Genomic DNA, 14,514 nt, shown 5'->3' with positions numbered 1-14,514 from the left:
TCTTTAAGTTAACTAACTGTTGGTAAACCTCTTGCGGCTGTCCCCTAGAACAATTTCATTTGTCCGTCTTTATATTGTTCATGAAGACCACGATTAAGCGAAGGCCTATCCTCATTATTCAAATATTTCTTTCTTGCAATTGCGAACTGCTGCGCTACCTGGTTGGCGAAATTCCCATCTCCTTTCATGCGGGTCCCAAATCTGCTATCATTTAGGCTTCCGCCATGACATTCCGAAATTTGATGAAGCACTTTGTCGGCACGATCTGGCATGGCTTTTCTTATCCAGTTGGAAAAGATTTCTCCAATAGCACCATTCAGTCTAACCACCGTGTAACCCACACTACAGGCACCTCTTTCAGAAATTGCCTTGACCAGTGGCAAAATTTCATGGCTATTAATCGCCGGAATAATGGGTGCCATCATTACATTCACTGGCACACCTCTTTCACTTAGCTTTTCGACCGTTTCCAGGCGCTTTTTTATTGTTGCGGTTCTTGGCTCCAGAAGCCTTCGAATATTTTCATCTAAGGAAGTAATGGAGAGATTTACCCGTACAAGATTATCTTTAGCCAGCTCCTGAAGGATGTCTAAATCTCTCTGGATAAGCGCATTTTTGGTGATGATACCAACGGGATGTTTATATTTTAGGAACAGTTCTAGCAGCTTTCGAGTGATCTTCAGCTTCTTTTCAACCGGCTGGTAACAATCTGTGTTTCCCGAAAGTACAATAGGTGCTGCCTTCCAGCTTTTGCTGCGAAGTTTCTGCTCAAGCAGCTCCACCGCATTTCGCTTTACAAGGATCTTCTGTTCAAAATCAAGGCCTGCGCCATAACCCCAGTATTCATGAGAATTACGAGCGTAGCAGTACACGCAACCATGTTCGCATCCCTGATAAGGATTAAGGGAAAACTCCATTCCTACATCAGGGCTGGTAACTTTATTAACGATAGTCTTAGGGAAAGTATCAATAAAACTGGTTTTTGTGTCCACAGCCTCCTCTTCTTCCAAGGCGCAATGGTTACGGAAATCATCCCGCAACTCATGAGAATGCTCAAAAAAACGGTTTGATACCTGCTGCTGCGCTCCTCTTCCTTTGATATAGTTATCCCTCTCCATACTACAAAAATAAGGAATATTTCCGATTTATAGGATTTAATCCTATCTTAGTGTGAAGCAAAAAAAATCCGGAGCACTTTGAGTGCTACGGATTCACTTATTCATCTGAATATCCACTCTTATCTCCCGGGAAAATCTGCTTTTCGCTTATTCAGGAAAGCCGATGTTCCTTCCGAGAAATCTTCTGTTCCAAAAGCATTTCCGAATTCTTCGATCTCCACTTCAAATCCATTCACACCGGTTTCGTAAGCGGCGTTTACGGCTCTAATTGCCGCAGAAACGGCCACCAGCGAATTTTTGGCAATCTTCCCCGCTAGCTTTTCAGCAAAGGGCAAGAGTTCTTCCTGCGTCACTACATGATTCACCAAATCATAGCGCAGTGCCTGGTTGGCATCGATCATACCGGCGGTCATGATCATCTCCATTGCGCGGCCTTTTCCTACCAGCTGTGGCAAACGCTGCGTCCCGCCGTAACCGGGAATGACTCCCAGGGAAACTTCCGGAAGCCCCATTTTCGCATTTTCACTGGCGATACGAAAATGTGCAGCCATCGCCAGTTCCAGTCCGCCGCCAAGAGCAAAACCATTCACAGCAGCAATTACCGGTTTCGGGAAGTTTGCCACATAATTAAAAAGCAGTTCATGGCCACGGGCGGCAAGCTCCTTACCTTCTTCCACAGAATATTCTGAAAATTCACTAATATCTGCACCCGCAACAAAGGCTTTTTCTCCCGTTCCCGTAAGGATAATAACCTTCACTTTATCATCATCTTCGGCAGCTGTAAAAGCTTCATGCAATTCTTGTATTGTCGCCTTGTTGAGCGCATTTAATTTTGAAGGACGGTTCACTGTAATGCGGCCCAACCCGTTTTCAATTTCAAATAAAATATTTTTGTAATTCATAAAGTGTCTATTTTGGAAAATGTACTTTAAAGATAGTGCCTTTATTTAATTTAGACGTAAAAGTGATGGTCCCATTGTAGTTTTCAACAATATTCTTGACCATGGCCAAGCCAAGACCCATTCCGCTAGATTTCGTCGTGAATTTGGGCTCAAAGATCTTCTCTTTATTCTCTTCAGAAATTCCCCCGCCATTGTCTGAAACATGAATACATACCTCTTCCTCCTCTTCGGTTACAGATACCAGCACGGCAGGATTTTCAACCCCATCTGTAGCATGAATGGCATTTTTTACAAGATTTGTCACCACTCTTATAAGTTGGGTTCTATCAAATTTTGCCATGATTTCCTCATTTTCCGAAGAAAAAACGATGTACTCTTCATTAAAAATATCCAGCGCCAGTTTTACTATTTTAGGAACATTCAAGGTTTCATTCTGCTGTGCCGGCATTTTTGCGAAATTTGAAAAAGCCGAGGCTATGGAACTCATGGTATCAATCTGGTTGATAAGCGTATTGCTATACTCATCTACCTTCTTCTGAATATCGGGATCATTGGGATCAAACTTCCTCTGAAAGCTTTGTACACTAAGACGCATTGGCGTAAGCGGATTCTTGATCTCATGCGCCACCTGCTTTGCCATTTCACGCCAGGCCTGCTCTCTTTCACTGGTAGCGAGTTTGACGGCGCTTTCCTCCAGTTCATCTATCATGCTGTTATAAGCTTCTACAAGAGTATAAATTTCTTCACTGGCATTGCCTATTTCAATACGCTTGTTTTGTTTGTCTAAACGGGTTTCGGTGATCTTTTCCGAAATGGTTTTTAGCGATCGTGTAATATATTTTGAAAGGAAATAAGCCATGACAATGGCAATCACCAACATAAAAAGATATACTTCGCTGAGTTTTATGAGGAAGTTCTTAAGATCACGGGTGATAAAGTAATCATCTTCCAAATATGGAAGGTTCAGAATCCCCAGCGGCTTGAATTGATTATCGGTTATGTAAGTGTAAGAAGATTGGAATTTTTTACCATTTTTGACTGTGTGGCGAATCACCCTTTTGTGTGGCGACATACGCATGTCCTCAAGGATATCAAGCTCCAGAAAAAGATCTGTAGTATCTCTAAAAAACGACTGATTGGACTTTAAAATAAGGTTACCTTCTGGGCTGTAGACATTCAGCGGCATGTTATGAACCTGGGCAATCTCGTGTATCTTGTTGCGCTCCTTAAGGATGAGCCGTAAATTCTCCTCGTTCACCTCGTAAGTGGTACTTTCAATAACAAATTTGATGTTTTCCCTAATAGCTTCCTCTTTTCGCTCCAGGCGCTCGCGGTGATAATCCTGCGCTTCTTTTTTATACTGGATGACGGTAATTCCTGCGATCAAAATCGACGCCAGAAGAACCAGCAGGATCATAGAAAAGAAAATTCTTGTGCGTAAGGAAAATTTTAGAAGCCTCATGAAATCTAATTACCTGGTAAAGATATCAATTATCAAACCATTATTAAAGATCAGGATTTTTGAAACGTAAGCGTTTATAAATTTTCACTCCCAGCATAAGCATTCCAGCCAAAAGGAAAATCCCAATTACGCCATAGATCCAATTTACAGCATCCCGAACAATTACCAGGAAAATAACCGCAAAAAGAATAAGGGTAGAAACTTCATTCCATAAACGCATTTGTGTGGACGTCCAGGATATGGAATCCTTCTGAAGCTGTTTAAATAGATGATGACACTTAAAATGGTATAAAAAGAGCAACAATACAAAAGCAAGTTTTACATGCATCCATCCCTGTTGAAGCCATTCAGGAATCAAAATCAAAAGCCAAACGGCAAAAAAAGTCGCAAGAACAGCTGAAGGCCAGGTAATGATGTACCATAGCCGCTTTGTCATCATCTTTAGCTGGGAAGATAGAATCTCCTTTTCGGGAGAAGGTTTTTGCAGCGCTTCAATGTGATATATAAACAACCTGGGAATATAAAACAACCCGGCAAACCAGGTAATCACGAAAATAAGATGTAAGGCTTTGATATAATTGTAATATTCCAAAACAGGTCAGGGTTTTTTAGTGGGGTTTTGATAGGTGTTGAAAACAGCAAAGACTGTTATTTTTCTGTTTTCAAGAGTATAAATGATTGAATAGGGAAATTCTTTTAATGGTGCCTCGCGAAAATTATCTTTTTTTAAAGCATAAACTTCCGGAAACTTTAAAACAAATTCAAATTGATCTTCAACCTCTGAGACAAACCTTCTACCTAACCCTTTTTGCTTGTTTTCATACCAGAAACCTGCATCTATTATCTCTCTTTGGGCTTCTTCCCTTACCAAAAGCTTAAAAACCATGTTCCTCCCGGATATTTTTTTTCACCTCATCCCATGGAATAGATTTACCCCTTCCTTCAAGATGATTCCTGTATCTGCGCATTAGCTCCTCTTCCTGTTCTTCGCTTATACTAAAAGATTGAAACTCCTCATCATTGGAAATTCTATTCACTGAACCTGAATTCTCTTTAAAAAAATATTTTTCCCCGTCTTCTCTTACTCCGGAAGGATTCTCATCAAGAATCTGCTCAATTTCCCGTAAAATAATTTCATTTTCGCAGGAAATAATATTCTGTATAAGCTCAACTTTCAACTGATTAAGATCCATAATCTTAGCTTTTCAACAAAGATAACCAATTGCAGTTTCTTCATTAGATTTTTCGGAAGCAAACCTAACGATTTCAGAAATGATTTTTCCGAAGGAATAAATTACGCATTCACAGGCTCAGAAAGGGCCCATTCATCTACCCATCTCGCAAGCACTTTCACCCAATCTTCCCGATCGTTTAGACAGGGCACCACAGTGAATTCCTCGCCGCCTACTTCGTGAAAGATTTCCTCTCCTTCCATAGCAATTTCCTCAAGCGTTTCAAGACAATCTGAAACAAATGCCGGAGTGACTACCGCAAGATTTTTAGTTCCGTTTAGACCCATTCTTTCAATTGTCCTGTCGGTATATGGTTTTAACCATGGATCAAAACCAAGTCGGGACTGAAAAGATACAGAAAAAGCACCTTTTTTGAGCTCCAGGTATTCGGCAACCAGGCGCGTGGTTTCAAAGCATTGGTGACGGTAACAGAACTGATGTGCGGCAGAGGGCGTCTGGCAACAGCTACCATCAATTTTGCAATGAGATTTTGTAATATCGCTCTTCCTGATGTGCCTTTCGGGTACGCCATGGTATGAGAATAATAAATGTTCGAAGTCCACTCCCTTCAATTTTTCAGAAATGCTGTTTGCTAGCACCCGAATGTAATCTGGGTGATTATAAAATGCGGGAACTGAGGTAAATTGCATCTTCGGAAAATGCTTTTTCCGAAGCTCTTCTGCCAACACCAAAATAGTCTCGGTTGTAGCCATGGCAAACTGGGGGTAAAGCGGAAAAATAAGAACCTCATCCACACCTTTGTCATGCAATTCCTGCAACCCGTTTTTGATACTCGGATTTCCGTACCGCATTGCCAGCGCAATTGGCACCGATGTAATTTCGTCTATTTTCTCCTGAAGCCTTTCTGAAAGAACAATTAAAGGCGAGCCTTCCTCCCACCAGATTCGCTGATATGCTTCAGCAGATTTTTTTGGCCTTGTATTGAGGATTATTCCCCGTACTATGAGCGAACGTGCCCAAAAAGGAACGTCTATGACGCGTTCATCCATTAAAAATTCATCCAGGTATTTTTTAACGTCTTTAGGATCTGTGCTCTCAGGAGAACCAAGATTAACAAGCAATACGCCTTTACTCATAGTTTTAATTTTACAATGCAAAAATATAATTTATCGACGGCGATAAAAGTGCGTTCTTATTATACTTCTTTATAGCAGGATAAGTACAACGATTTAATCCTGTATTGCGAAAAATATACTTTTTAGAAGATGTTCTTTAAAATCTTCTTCATCATAGGATTCATTGGTATGTCCGCCGCCGGTGTAAATCGCTTTCCCGCCACCATCCAACTCGCGGTACCAGGCAATAGGATGATAATCCTGGTTTTCTCCTCCTTCATAAGAAGCTTCGTTTAACAGCATGAGCACTTCAATATCGGGGTTGATCTCTTTATAGTTATACCATTCATCTGTCCTTTTCCAGCTTTCGGGCAAATGAGCTACCATGGGATGATCTTTATTTACCACCTGCACCTCTGCCTCCTGCACTGCAGGATGGTTGACAAAATATGCGCCCAGAAGTTTACCATACCAGGGCCAGTCATATTCGGTATCTGCTGCGGAATGTATTCCGAAGAAATTCCCGCCCTTGTTCATATAATTCTCAAATACTTTTTGCTGCTCCTCATTCAGTACATCTCCCGTCGTGTTAAGAAAAACAACCAGATCAAACTTTTCGAGCCCGGCTTCGGAAAACTGCTGCGCATCATTTGTCGCGGTGACAGAAAAGCCATGCTCTTCCCCAAGATCCTTGAATGTTTCCACGCCTTTTGGAATAGATTCATGGTACCAACCGTTAGTTTTATGAAATACCAGCACTTCAGGTTCCTGAGCTGACAGAACAGTAAGATTTAGAAAGAAAAAGAAGAATAGATAACGCATAACTTAATATTGATTTGACGGCAATGACATGATATATTTCTTGGGTGTAGTGCCAAATTTCTTTTTAAAAGCCGAAATAAAGTGACTGGAAGTACTGTATCCCACCTTCAGCCCTACTTCATTGACATTATACTCACCAGTGTCGAGCAGTTTGCGAGCAAATTCCATTTTATAATCAAACAGAAAACTGTAGACAGAATCACCGTAAATTTGCTTAAACCCCTCTTTTAACTTTTTTAAACTCAAACCAATCTCTCCAGATAACTCCTGCAGAGAGGGCGGTTCGGCCATGTTTGCGATGACAATATCCTTTGCTTTTCTTATTTTCAGCACGTTTTCTTCATCTACAAGAAAAGGACACTGCTCCACATTAGCATCTTCTGTCCGGTTAAAAAATAAACTCAACAGCTCATAAGCTTTTCCTTTGTAATACAGGTTTTTAATAGAGGGTGCAATGTTATAATTCAATAACTGGTTCAACACGATTACCATAGAAGGGGAAAGCGGCGCATCTTTGTAATACTGTTTATCCTTGTTTTCCAGACTCAAAAAGCTGATATATCCCGCCTCTTCTGAAAAAAGTGAGTGAAATTTATCAATGGAAATTACCAAAGAAATAATCCAGGAAGATGGTTGTAAGGCAATATCTATAGGTAGATCACGCTTTGGGTTGTAAAGCAAGAGTGAAGTTTCTTCCTGCAGTGAAAGTTTATAATTTCCATTGTTGAAAGAGAACAAATTCTCCCCTTTACCTCCAAAATGGAACTGGATATAACTACTGCCTACATAGCGTCTTACGTTTTCTGTTTCACGTCCATCATTCCTGAACTTAAGAATATAAAATCCTTCTTCGACCTTTGTCTCCTCCAGAACCCTTCCAGCGATATTTTTTTCGGGTGTCGCCATAAATTTATTGATTTACTATTTAGAACAGTTCTAAACAAACCATTCGAAAGCAGCCATTCTCACTACAAAATTAGCTTAATTATATGATTAATATCAGTTTTAGCCTCAAAATCACGTGCAGCGTTAAAAATTACCCTTTGAGCGTTGTTTTTTAGATTTTCTTAGTATTAATTTTGCTGGTTGAATTCCTAATCAGGTACATGGAGGATTATAACATTTCGAGAGGAAAGCATTTTTATACCATTGGCCTTAGTTATAAAAAGGCAGATGCAGAGGTAAGAGGACATTTTAGTCTGGATGAAGAAAGGAAAGAAAATCTTCTTCGGCAGGCCAAAGTTGAAGGTATTGATGGTATTATTGTTACCTCGACCTGCAACCGAACTGAAATTTATGGCTTTGCACAACACCCTTTTCAGTTAATTAAATTATTATGCGAACATACCCACGGGACTGTAGAAGAGTTTGAAAAAGTAGCTTACGTCTATAAGAACAAGGAAGCTATTTCACATATGTTTCGAGTGGGGACAGGTCTGGACAGCCAAATCCTGGGAGATTTTGAAATAATAAGTCAGCTTAAAATTGCTTTTGTACGTTCCCGCGAAATAGGAGTTGCAAACCCCTTTTTGGAGAGGTTAGTGAATTCGGTCATCCAGGCGAGTAAGCGTATTAAGAACGAAACTGAAATTTCTTCGGGCGCAACTTCGGTAAGTTTTGCTTCGGTTCAATACATATTGAACAATGTGCAAGCTCCTTCAGAAAAGAATATTCTTCTCTTCGGAACCGGAAAAATTGGCCGCAACACCTGCGAGAATCTTATTAAACACACAGGAAACAACAAGATCACGCTCATTAACAGAACCAAGGACAAAGCCGAAAGAATTGCAGGAAAGTTTGATCTTACCGTAAAGGATTACGCAGATCTTCCGGAGGAAATTCGCAAGGCAGATATTTTAATAGTGGCAACCGGGGCCCAGAATCCTACTGTATGCAGGGAATTGATCTATAACAATAAAGAGCTGTTGATCCTGGATCTTTCAATTCCAAAGAACGTGTCTAGTGATGTAGAAGAGCTGGAAAAAGTTAAACTTATCCACCTGGATCATCTTTCCAAAATGACCGATGAGACTCTGGAACGCAGAAAACAGCAAATCCCCTTTGCCCAAGCAATTAATCGGGAAATTGAAGCTGAATTCAATAACTGGCTTGAAACCAGGAAATTTGCTCCCACCATTAAAGCTTTAAAGAAGAAATTGAAATCCATGAAGGAAGCTGAACTGGATTTTCAGCGTAAGAAAATAGCGGGTTTTAATGAAGAACATGCAGCGGTGGTAAGCGATCGTATCATTCAAAAGATAATGAACCAGTTCGCGAACCATTTCAAAGGAGATTCCAACATGACCGATGAGAGCATTGATCTCATCCAAAGAGTTTTTCAACTGGAAGAGACCACTCAAAAATGACAAAAACCATTCGCATTGGAACCCGCGATAGTGAACTTGCCCTCTGGCAAGCTAACACTGTCAAGAATGCTCTCGAAGCTTTAGGGCACAGCACTGAACTTATTCCGGTAAAATCGCAAGGGGATCTTGTGCTGGATAAACCTCTTTACGAATTCGGGATTACTGGTATTTTTACTAAAACATTAGATGTGGCGATGCTTACCAATGAAATTGACATTGCCGTACATTCCATGAAAGATGTTCCTACCAGCCTGCCCAAGGGAATTGTGGAAGCTGCAGTGCTAAAAAGGGCACATACGCAGGATATTCTAATTCATAAAGGAACAGATTTCCTTAACTCCGAAGGAATCATTGCTACCGGTAGCTTGCGAAGAAAAGCCCAGTGGCTTCATAAATATGCAAATCATGAGGTGGTAGATCTTAGGGGAAATGTGAACACAAGACTTCAAAAACTGGAAGACAGTAATTGGAACGGCGCCATATTCGCCGCTGCCGGTCTTGAACGTATCAATTTAAAACCCGAGTCCCACATAGATCTTAACTGGATGATCCCTGCACCCGCACAAGGCGCGATGTTGGTGGTTGCCAAAGAAGAAGATTCATTTTGCAGAAAGGCTCTTGCTGCTTTGAACCATGAAGAATCTCAAATTTGTGTTCACGTAGAAAGGGAATTTTTGCGCACTCTTGAAGGAGGTTGTACAGCTCCTATAGGCGCTTTAGCTACAATTAAAGAAGATAAATTACACTTTAAAGGAGCGCTTTTCAGCATTGATGGTTCTCAAAAATTTGAAATTGAAAGGGAAATTATAATTTCAGCAAAAGAAGGCTTCGGAAAAGCCTGCGCCCAGGAAATCTTGCAGAATGGCGGAGCAGAAGTGATGAAGGAGATTAAAAGTTCAATGAATAATCAATAAATGGCCGGAATTCTAGCCACCAAAAAACTGGCCCGAAATCAAAAGGAACTGCTCTTAAATGCCGGGCACAGTTTGGTAGAACAAAATTTTATTGCAATTGTCCCTCTTGATTTTAAACTGAAAAAAAGTCCCAAAAATGCCATTTTTACCAGTAAAAATGCAGTGAAATTAGTTTTAAAAAAGATGCCGGGATTTCAGGCTGAAAACATTTTCTGTGTTGGCGATAAAACAGCGGCTTTTCTAGAAGAAAAAGGCTTTGCAATAAAAGAAACGGCAAATTACGGACAGGAATTGGCTGAAAAGATCGTTACCAATTACAATGTGGAAGATTTCACCTTTTTCTGCGGAAAAAAAAGACGCCATGAACTTCCAGATTATTTAAGGAAGCAAAACGTAAGCTTTTCCGAAGTACAGGTTTATGATACAGAATTAATTCAGAAAAGAATAGATCGCACCTTTGATGGCGTGCTTTTCTTTAGCCCCAGCGCTGTAAGAAGTTTTTGTGCTGTAAACGATCTTTCGGGCAGCGTAGCTTTTTGCGTTGGCAAAACCACCGCATCGGAAGCTCAGCATTTTACCTCGCAGGTAAAAATTGCAAAAAAACCCAGTATTGAAAATGTCATTGTTCAGGTAGTGAAACATTTTGGCAAGAACTGAAGTCTTAGTATATTAATAAGAACTTTCCAATCCCGGGTGAACGCCCGACAAAGAAAAAAATATGATCAAGAACGATTTATTTCTTAAAGCTTTAAAAGGTGAGACCGTTGAACGCCCACCTGTTTGGATGATGCGCCAGGCCGGCCGCTACCTGCCTGACTTTATGAAGCTAAAGGAAAAATACGATTTTTTCACTCGTTGCCGTACGCCCGAACTGGCTACGGAAATCACCGTAATGCCTATTCGTCAAATAGGTACAGATGCCGCTATTTTATTCAGTGACATCCTGGTAGTGCCACAGGCAATGAATATTGAAGTACAAATGAAACCCGGCGTAGGGCCATGGTTGCCAAATCCTGTACGATCTATGGAAGACGTGCACAAAGTACACGTCCCCGATGTTCACGAAACCCTGGGTTACGTCATGGATGCCGTTAAAATGACAAAGCAGGAGCTGAATAATGAAGTACCCCTTATAGGTTTTGCCGGTTCTCCCTGGACCATTCTGTGCTATGCTGTACAGGGACAGGGTTCCAAAAATTTTGATATTGCAAAACAATTTTGTTTTACGAATCCGCAGGCTGCGCATTTGTTACTTCAGAAAATTACCGACACGACCATTTCTTATTTAAAGGCCAAAGTCGCAGCAGGTGTAGACGCTGTGCAGATTTTTGACTCATGGGGCGGCATGCTTTCTCCTGTAGATTACAGGGAATTCTCGTGGAAATACATCCAACAGATTATTGATGCCTTAAAACCAGATATTCCTGTTATTGCATTTGGAAAAGGATGCTGGTTCGCACTAGATGAAATGGCAAAAAGCGGCGCCTGTGCCCTTGGGGTAGATTGGACCTGTGCTCCAAAAATCGCGCGACAATTGGCAGGACCCGAAATTACACTACAGGGAAATTTTGATCCTAGCAGACTTTTTTCGCCACCAGATGTAATTAAAGATATGGTGCACGATATGATCAACGAATTCGGAAAAGATAAATATGTGGTGAATCTTGGCCACGGAATTCTTCCGAATATTCCTGTTGAAAACGCACAGGCATTTGTAGACGCTGTAAAAGAATATAAAGTGAAGTAATGAGCATCCTGGCGAGTTTAAAGAACCTCCGTGGAAAACAGCTTTTTTCGCTGGGAAAGGTTCTTATTCTTCAGCCAAAGTTTATTATTCCTACCTGGAATGCTACCAGGGAAACCATTAAAATATGTGATCGCAATTTTGGAAAGGAGCATCATAAAAACACCCCGGCAAACGCATTTAGACATGCGCTTTTGAATTTTTTGATCTGTCAAAAATGTTATGAGGCTTCAGGTTCTTTAAAAAAAGCATTGGAGTGGAGCAAAAGAATTACAGATCTTCACGAAGAGCTTTCACCAAACCGCACACCGGAAAGAAATATGGATCTGCATAATAACAGGATTGGCAGAAAGTTATTTGAAAAGCACATTTTTGAAGCCCTTGATATTCAAATAGTGCTAATTGAAAAAATGAAAAATGCAATGCACCTGGATAAGCTGGAAGATTTCAGCAGCCAGGAAGATACATTGGTTTATTTAGAAAAATAAAAACATTAATGAAGGAGAAATTCTACGCCTACATACAGGAGCTGCAAAATACTATTACGGCAAAGCTGGAAGAAATTGACGGAAAAGCTGTTTTTCGAGAGGATCTCTGGGAACGAAAAGAAGGCGGTGGCGGCAGAACGAGGGTCATAGAGAACGGAGCCATCTTTGAAAAAGGCGGAGTAAATATTTCCCGCGTTTTTGGGCCGCTGGCACCTGCAATGCAGAAGCATTTTGGCGTTGGAGACGTAGATTTTTATGCCTGCGGGCTCAGCCTTGTGTTACATCCTAAAAATCCCATGGTACCAACGGTGCATGCCAATTGGCGCTATTTTGAAATGTATGAAAAAGACGGCACGCTGGTAGATCAATGGTTTGGGGGCGGACAGGATCTCACCCCATACTACCTTTTTGAAGAAGACGCGCAACATTTTCATCACATATGCAAATCGGCCTGTGACCGGCATCAACCGCAACTTTATCCGGAATATAAAAAGAACTGTGATGAATATTTCTGGAATTCTCATCGGGACGAAGCGCGAGGAATTGGAGGTTTATTCTTTGATTACTGCAAACCTTCCGAAGAAATGAGCGTCGAAGACTGGTATAAGTTCGTTACCGATGTGGGAGACAGTTTCTTGAGCGCTTATGTTCCCATTGTAGAAAGCAGAATGAATTTGCCATTTTCAGAAGAAAATCGAAAATGGCAGGAAATACGACGCGGCAGATATGTGGAATTCAATCTCGTTCACGACCGCGGAACGCTCTTCGGATTAAAAACAAACGGGCGAATTGAAAGCATTTTAATGAGCCTGCCGCCACATGTTCAATGGGTGTACGATCATCATCCTGAAGAAGGAAGTGAAGAAGAGAAATTACTGAAGGTTTTAAAAGAACCGAGGGAGTGGGTTTAGCAAATAGCAAAAGGAACAAAATTCGTAGTACAACAGGAAGTCCGGCGACGGGAAACTGTAAGCAAAAAAATAAATTATGTTGATAAGAAACCGAAGACTAAGAACAAGTGAAGCTGTGAGAAGCCTGGTGAGGGAAACCGCCATTACTCCGAATGATTTCCTGGTCCCCCTTTTTGTAGTGGAAGGTAAAGAGGTAAAAGAAGAAATTTCTTCAATGCCCAATTATTTTCGGTTTAGCCTCGATCTGCTTGAAAAAGAAGTAAAAGAACTTTGGAATCTTGGTTTAAAAGCAGTGCTGCTTTTCGTAAAAGTACCCGAAGATCTAAAGGACAATCAGGGCACCGAAGCCCTCAATGCCGATGGTCTCATGCAGCGAGCCGTGAAAGTGGTGAAAAATGCCGTTCCCGAAATGGTGGTAATGACAGATGTTGCCCTTGACCCCTACTCTTCCTACGGCCACGACGGAATTGTGGAGAATGGAGAAATTTTGAACGATCCCACGAAAGAAGTACTCGCAAAAATGTCACTTTCGCATGTGCAGGCAGGCGCAGATTTTGTCGCTCCAAGTGACATGATGGATGGTAGAATTCTCAGCATACGGGAATTGCTGGAAAAAGAAGGTTTTCACAAGGCAGGCATTATGAGTTACAGTGCGAAGTACGCATCTGCTTTTTACGGTCCGTTTCGGGACGCATTAGATTCAGCACCAGGATTTGGTGATAAAAAAACCTACCAGATGGATCCTGCGAACAGAGATGAAGCCGTTAAGGAAACACTTATAGATGTAGAAGAAGGTGCAGATATCGTGATGGTGAAGCCGGGGCTGTGCTATCTCGACATAGTAAGAGATATTAAAAATGCTGTGAATGTTCCTGTGGCGGTTTACCAGGTGAGTGGAGAATATGCCATGATCAAGGCTGCGGCCGAAAAAGGCTGGCTGGATCATGATGCCGTGGTTCTTGAACAACTTACCGCAATTAAACGTGCAGGCGCGCAGCTTATCGCAAGCTATTTTGCCAAAGACGCTGTAAAATTGTTACAGTAATTAATTCACTCAGTTTGTTTTATCACTAAATTTATCGGGTGAAGAAAAGACAACAATTATTAGGTTTTTGTTATGCGCTGCTCTTCGGAATTTTAAATGTTCCAGGAGTATTCGCAGAGGAAAAGCCTTCTTTTATTTCTTCTTCTGAAGACCATTTCGCCACTGGTGATTTCCAGGTTTCTTCAAGAAGTCTTCCGCTTCATTCGCTTGAGGATGCAGTGAGGGAAATAATTCTTCCTGAATATTCCGAAAACAACTTTCACCCCGGAATTTTTTATCATCCTAAAAACAATCTCTTTTCAGAAAAAATTGCTGAAAGACGAGCTACTTCCAAAGGTCCTGAGCGGGATCTAAAACAAATTATTCGTATTCAGCTTTTCCCTTTCCATTTCTTTTTGTGAGAATTTCAGGCGTGTCAAAAATGACATTTTAAT

At 41.1% G+C, this 14,514-nt stretch carries 17 protein-coding genes; 8 read left to right on the top strand and 9 right to left on the bottom strand.

From position 1 onward, the window contains the following. Positions 1 to 44 precede the first annotated feature (44 nt). The 9 genes from ACOV1Q_RS02700 to ACOV1Q_RS02660 all read right to left on the bottom strand — a co-directional run bounded on the left by ACOV1Q_RS02700 (position 45) and on the right by ACOV1Q_RS02660 (position 7,518). The gene (locus ACOV1Q_RS02700) at positions 45 to 1,118 is read right to left on the bottom strand and encodes a PA0069 family radical SAM protein (RefSeq protein WP_424492902.1); all 1,074 of its coding nucleotides are present in this window, start codon (positions 1,116 to 1,118) and stop codon (positions 45 to 47) included. Positions 1,119 to 1,237: 119 nt separating this feature from the next. After that, a complete protein-coding gene (locus tag ACOV1Q_RS02695; protein WP_424492901.1) occupies positions 1,238 to 2,020 on the bottom strand; it encodes an enoyl-CoA hydratase/isomerase family protein in 783 nt (260 codons plus the stop codon). 7 nt (positions 2,021 to 2,027) lie between these two features. Further along, positions 2,028 to 3,482, bottom strand: a complete 1,455-nt coding sequence (locus tag ACOV1Q_RS02690) for a sensor histidine kinase (RefSeq protein ID WP_424492900.1) — start codon at positions 3,480 to 3,482, stop codon at positions 2,028 to 2,030. Positions 3,483 to 3,525: 43 nt separating this feature from the next. Continuing rightward, positions 3,526 to 4,074, bottom strand: a complete 549-nt coding sequence (locus ACOV1Q_RS02685; protein ID WP_424492899.1) for a CopD family protein — start codon at positions 4,072 to 4,074, stop codon at positions 3,526 to 3,528. A 6-nt stretch (positions 4,075 to 4,080) separates the two neighbouring features. Further along, on the bottom strand, positions 4,081 to 4,368 hold the full coding sequence (locus ACOV1Q_RS02680) for a type II toxin-antitoxin system RelE/ParE family toxin (protein WP_424492898.1): 288 nt from the start codon (positions 4,366 to 4,368) through the stop codon (positions 4,081 to 4,083). Next, the gene (locus ACOV1Q_RS02675; RefSeq protein WP_424492897.1) at positions 4,358 to 4,675 is read right to left on the bottom strand and encodes an addiction module protein; all 318 of its coding nucleotides are present in this window, start codon (positions 4,673 to 4,675) and stop codon (positions 4,358 to 4,360) included. Before ACOV1Q_RS02675 ends, ACOV1Q_RS02680 begins: the two co-directional genes overlap by 11 nt. Before the next feature lie 101 nt (positions 4,676 to 4,776). Continuing rightward, on the bottom strand, positions 4,777 to 5,811 hold the full coding sequence (gene hemH / locus ACOV1Q_RS02670; RefSeq protein ID WP_424492896.1) for a ferrochelatase: 1,035 nt from the start codon (positions 5,809 to 5,811) through the stop codon (positions 4,777 to 4,779). A gap of 93 nt (positions 5,812 to 5,904) precedes the next feature. Beyond that, positions 5,905 to 6,612, bottom strand: a complete 708-nt coding sequence (locus ACOV1Q_RS02665) for a ThuA domain-containing protein (RefSeq protein ID WP_424492895.1) — start codon at positions 6,610 to 6,612, stop codon at positions 5,905 to 5,907. Positions 6,613 to 6,615: 3 nt separating this feature from the next. Further along, on the bottom strand, positions 6,616 to 7,518 hold the full coding sequence (locus ACOV1Q_RS02660) for an AraC family transcriptional regulator (protein WP_424492894.1): 903 nt from the start codon (positions 7,516 to 7,518) through the stop codon (positions 6,616 to 6,618). Between the two features lie 200 nt (positions 7,519 to 7,718). Between ACOV1Q_RS02660 and hemA the strand changes: the two genes are divergently transcribed. The 8 genes from hemA to ACOV1Q_RS02620 all read left to right on the top strand — a co-directional run bounded on the left by hemA (position 7,719) and on the right by ACOV1Q_RS02620 (position 14,481). After that, entirely contained in the window at positions 7,719 to 8,978 is a 1,260-nt protein-coding gene (gene hemA, locus ACOV1Q_RS02655; RefSeq protein WP_424492893.1) for a glutamyl-tRNA reductase, read from the top strand. Then, positions 8,975 to 9,892, top strand: coding sequence for a hydroxymethylbilane synthase (gene hemC / locus ACOV1Q_RS02650; protein ID WP_424492892.1), 918 nt, complete (start codon positions 8,975 to 8,977; stop codon positions 9,890 to 9,892). Before hemA ends, hemC begins: the two co-directional genes overlap by 4 nt. Then, the gene (locus ACOV1Q_RS02645) at positions 9,893 to 10,549 is read left to right on the top strand and encodes a uroporphyrinogen-III synthase (protein ID WP_424492891.1); all 657 of its coding nucleotides are present in this window, start codon (positions 9,893 to 9,895) and stop codon (positions 10,547 to 10,549) included. It begins immediately after the preceding gene. A 61-nt stretch (positions 10,550 to 10,610) separates the two neighbouring features. Then, the gene (hemE, locus tag ACOV1Q_RS02640; protein WP_424492890.1) at positions 10,611 to 11,639 is read left to right on the top strand and encodes a uroporphyrinogen decarboxylase; all 1,029 of its coding nucleotides are present in this window, start codon (positions 10,611 to 10,613) and stop codon (positions 11,637 to 11,639) included. Beyond that, a complete protein-coding gene (locus ACOV1Q_RS02635; protein WP_424492889.1) occupies positions 11,639 to 12,124 on the top strand; it encodes a DUF6973 domain-containing protein in 486 nt (161 codons plus the stop codon). The genes hemE and ACOV1Q_RS02635 overlap by 1 nt, the downstream gene beginning before the upstream one ends. Positions 12,125 to 12,132: 8 nt before the next feature. After that, positions 12,133 to 13,035, top strand: coding sequence for an oxygen-dependent coproporphyrinogen oxidase (hemF, locus tag ACOV1Q_RS02630; RefSeq protein WP_424492888.1), 903 nt, complete (start codon positions 12,133 to 12,135; stop codon positions 13,033 to 13,035). A gap of 76 nt (positions 13,036 to 13,111) precedes the next feature. Further along, a complete protein-coding gene (gene hemB / locus ACOV1Q_RS02625; RefSeq protein WP_424492887.1) occupies positions 13,112 to 14,080 on the top strand; it encodes a porphobilinogen synthase in 969 nt (322 codons plus the stop codon). A gap of 38 nt (positions 14,081 to 14,118) precedes the next feature. Then, positions 14,119 to 14,481, top strand: coding sequence for a hypothetical protein (locus tag ACOV1Q_RS02620; protein WP_424492886.1), 363 nt, complete (start codon positions 14,119 to 14,121; stop codon positions 14,479 to 14,481). The last annotated feature ends 33 nt before the right edge of the window (positions 14,482 to 14,514 follow it).

Source organism: Salinimicrobium maris, from assembly GCF_049680855.1.
Taxonomy (GTDB): domain Bacteria; phylum Bacteroidota; class Bacteroidia; order Flavobacteriales; family Flavobacteriaceae; genus Salinimicrobium.
This window is presented reverse-complemented; position numbering and strand designations above follow the sequence as displayed.

Excerpts from the sequence above, each read along its gene's own strand:
- ACOV1Q_RS02680 (WP_424492898.1), bottom strand. The coding sequence starts at position 4,368 with ATGGTTTTTAAGCTTTTGGTAAGGGAAGAAGCCCAAAGAGAGATAATA.
- ACOV1Q_RS02675 (WP_424492897.1), bottom strand. The coding sequence starts at position 4,675 with ATGGATCTTAATCAGTTGAAAGTTGAGCTTATACAGAATATTATTTCC.
- hemC (WP_424492892.1), top strand. The coding sequence starts at position 8,975 with ATGACAAAAACCATTCGCATTGGAACCCGCGATAGTGAACTTGCCCTC.
- hemE (WP_424492890.1), top strand. The coding sequence starts at position 10,611 with ATGATCAAGAACGATTTATTTCTTAAAGCTTTAAAAGGTGAGACCGTT.
- ACOV1Q_RS02695 (WP_424492901.1), bottom strand. The coding sequence starts at position 2,020 with ATGAATTACAAAAATATTTTATTTGAAATTGAAAACGGGTTGGGCCGC.
- ACOV1Q_RS02660 (WP_424492894.1), bottom strand. The coding sequence starts at position 7,518 with ATGGCGACACCCGAAAAAAATATCGCTGGAAGGGTTCTGGAGGAGACA.
- ACOV1Q_RS02690 (WP_424492900.1), bottom strand. The coding sequence starts at position 3,482 with ATGAGGCTTCTAAAATTTTCCTTACGCACAAGAATTTTCTTTTCTATG.
- ACOV1Q_RS02645 (WP_424492891.1), top strand. The coding sequence starts at position 9,893 with ATGGCCGGAATTCTAGCCACCAAAAAACTGGCCCGAAATCAAAAGGAA.
- hemF (WP_424492888.1), top strand. The coding sequence starts at position 12,133 with ATGAAGGAGAAATTCTACGCCTACATACAGGAGCTGCAAAATACTATT.
- hemB (WP_424492887.1), top strand. The coding sequence starts at position 13,112 with ATGTTGATAAGAAACCGAAGACTAAGAACAAGTGAAGCTGTGAGAAGC.
- ACOV1Q_RS02635 (WP_424492889.1), top strand. The coding sequence starts at position 11,639 with ATGAGCATCCTGGCGAGTTTAAAGAACCTCCGTGGAAAACAGCTTTTT.
- ACOV1Q_RS02665 (WP_424492895.1), bottom strand. The coding sequence starts at position 6,612 with ATGCGTTATCTATTCTTCTTTTTCTTTCTAAATCTTACTGTTCTGTCA.
- hemH (WP_424492896.1), bottom strand. The coding sequence starts at position 5,811 with ATGAGTAAAGGCGTATTGCTTGTTAATCTTGGTTCTCCTGAGAGCACA.
- ACOV1Q_RS02700 (WP_424492902.1), bottom strand. The coding sequence starts at position 1,118 with ATGGAGAGGGATAACTATATCAAAGGAAGAGGAGCGCAGCAGCAGGTA.
- hemA (WP_424492893.1), top strand. The coding sequence starts at position 7,719 with ATGGAGGATTATAACATTTCGAGAGGAAAGCATTTTTATACCATTGGC.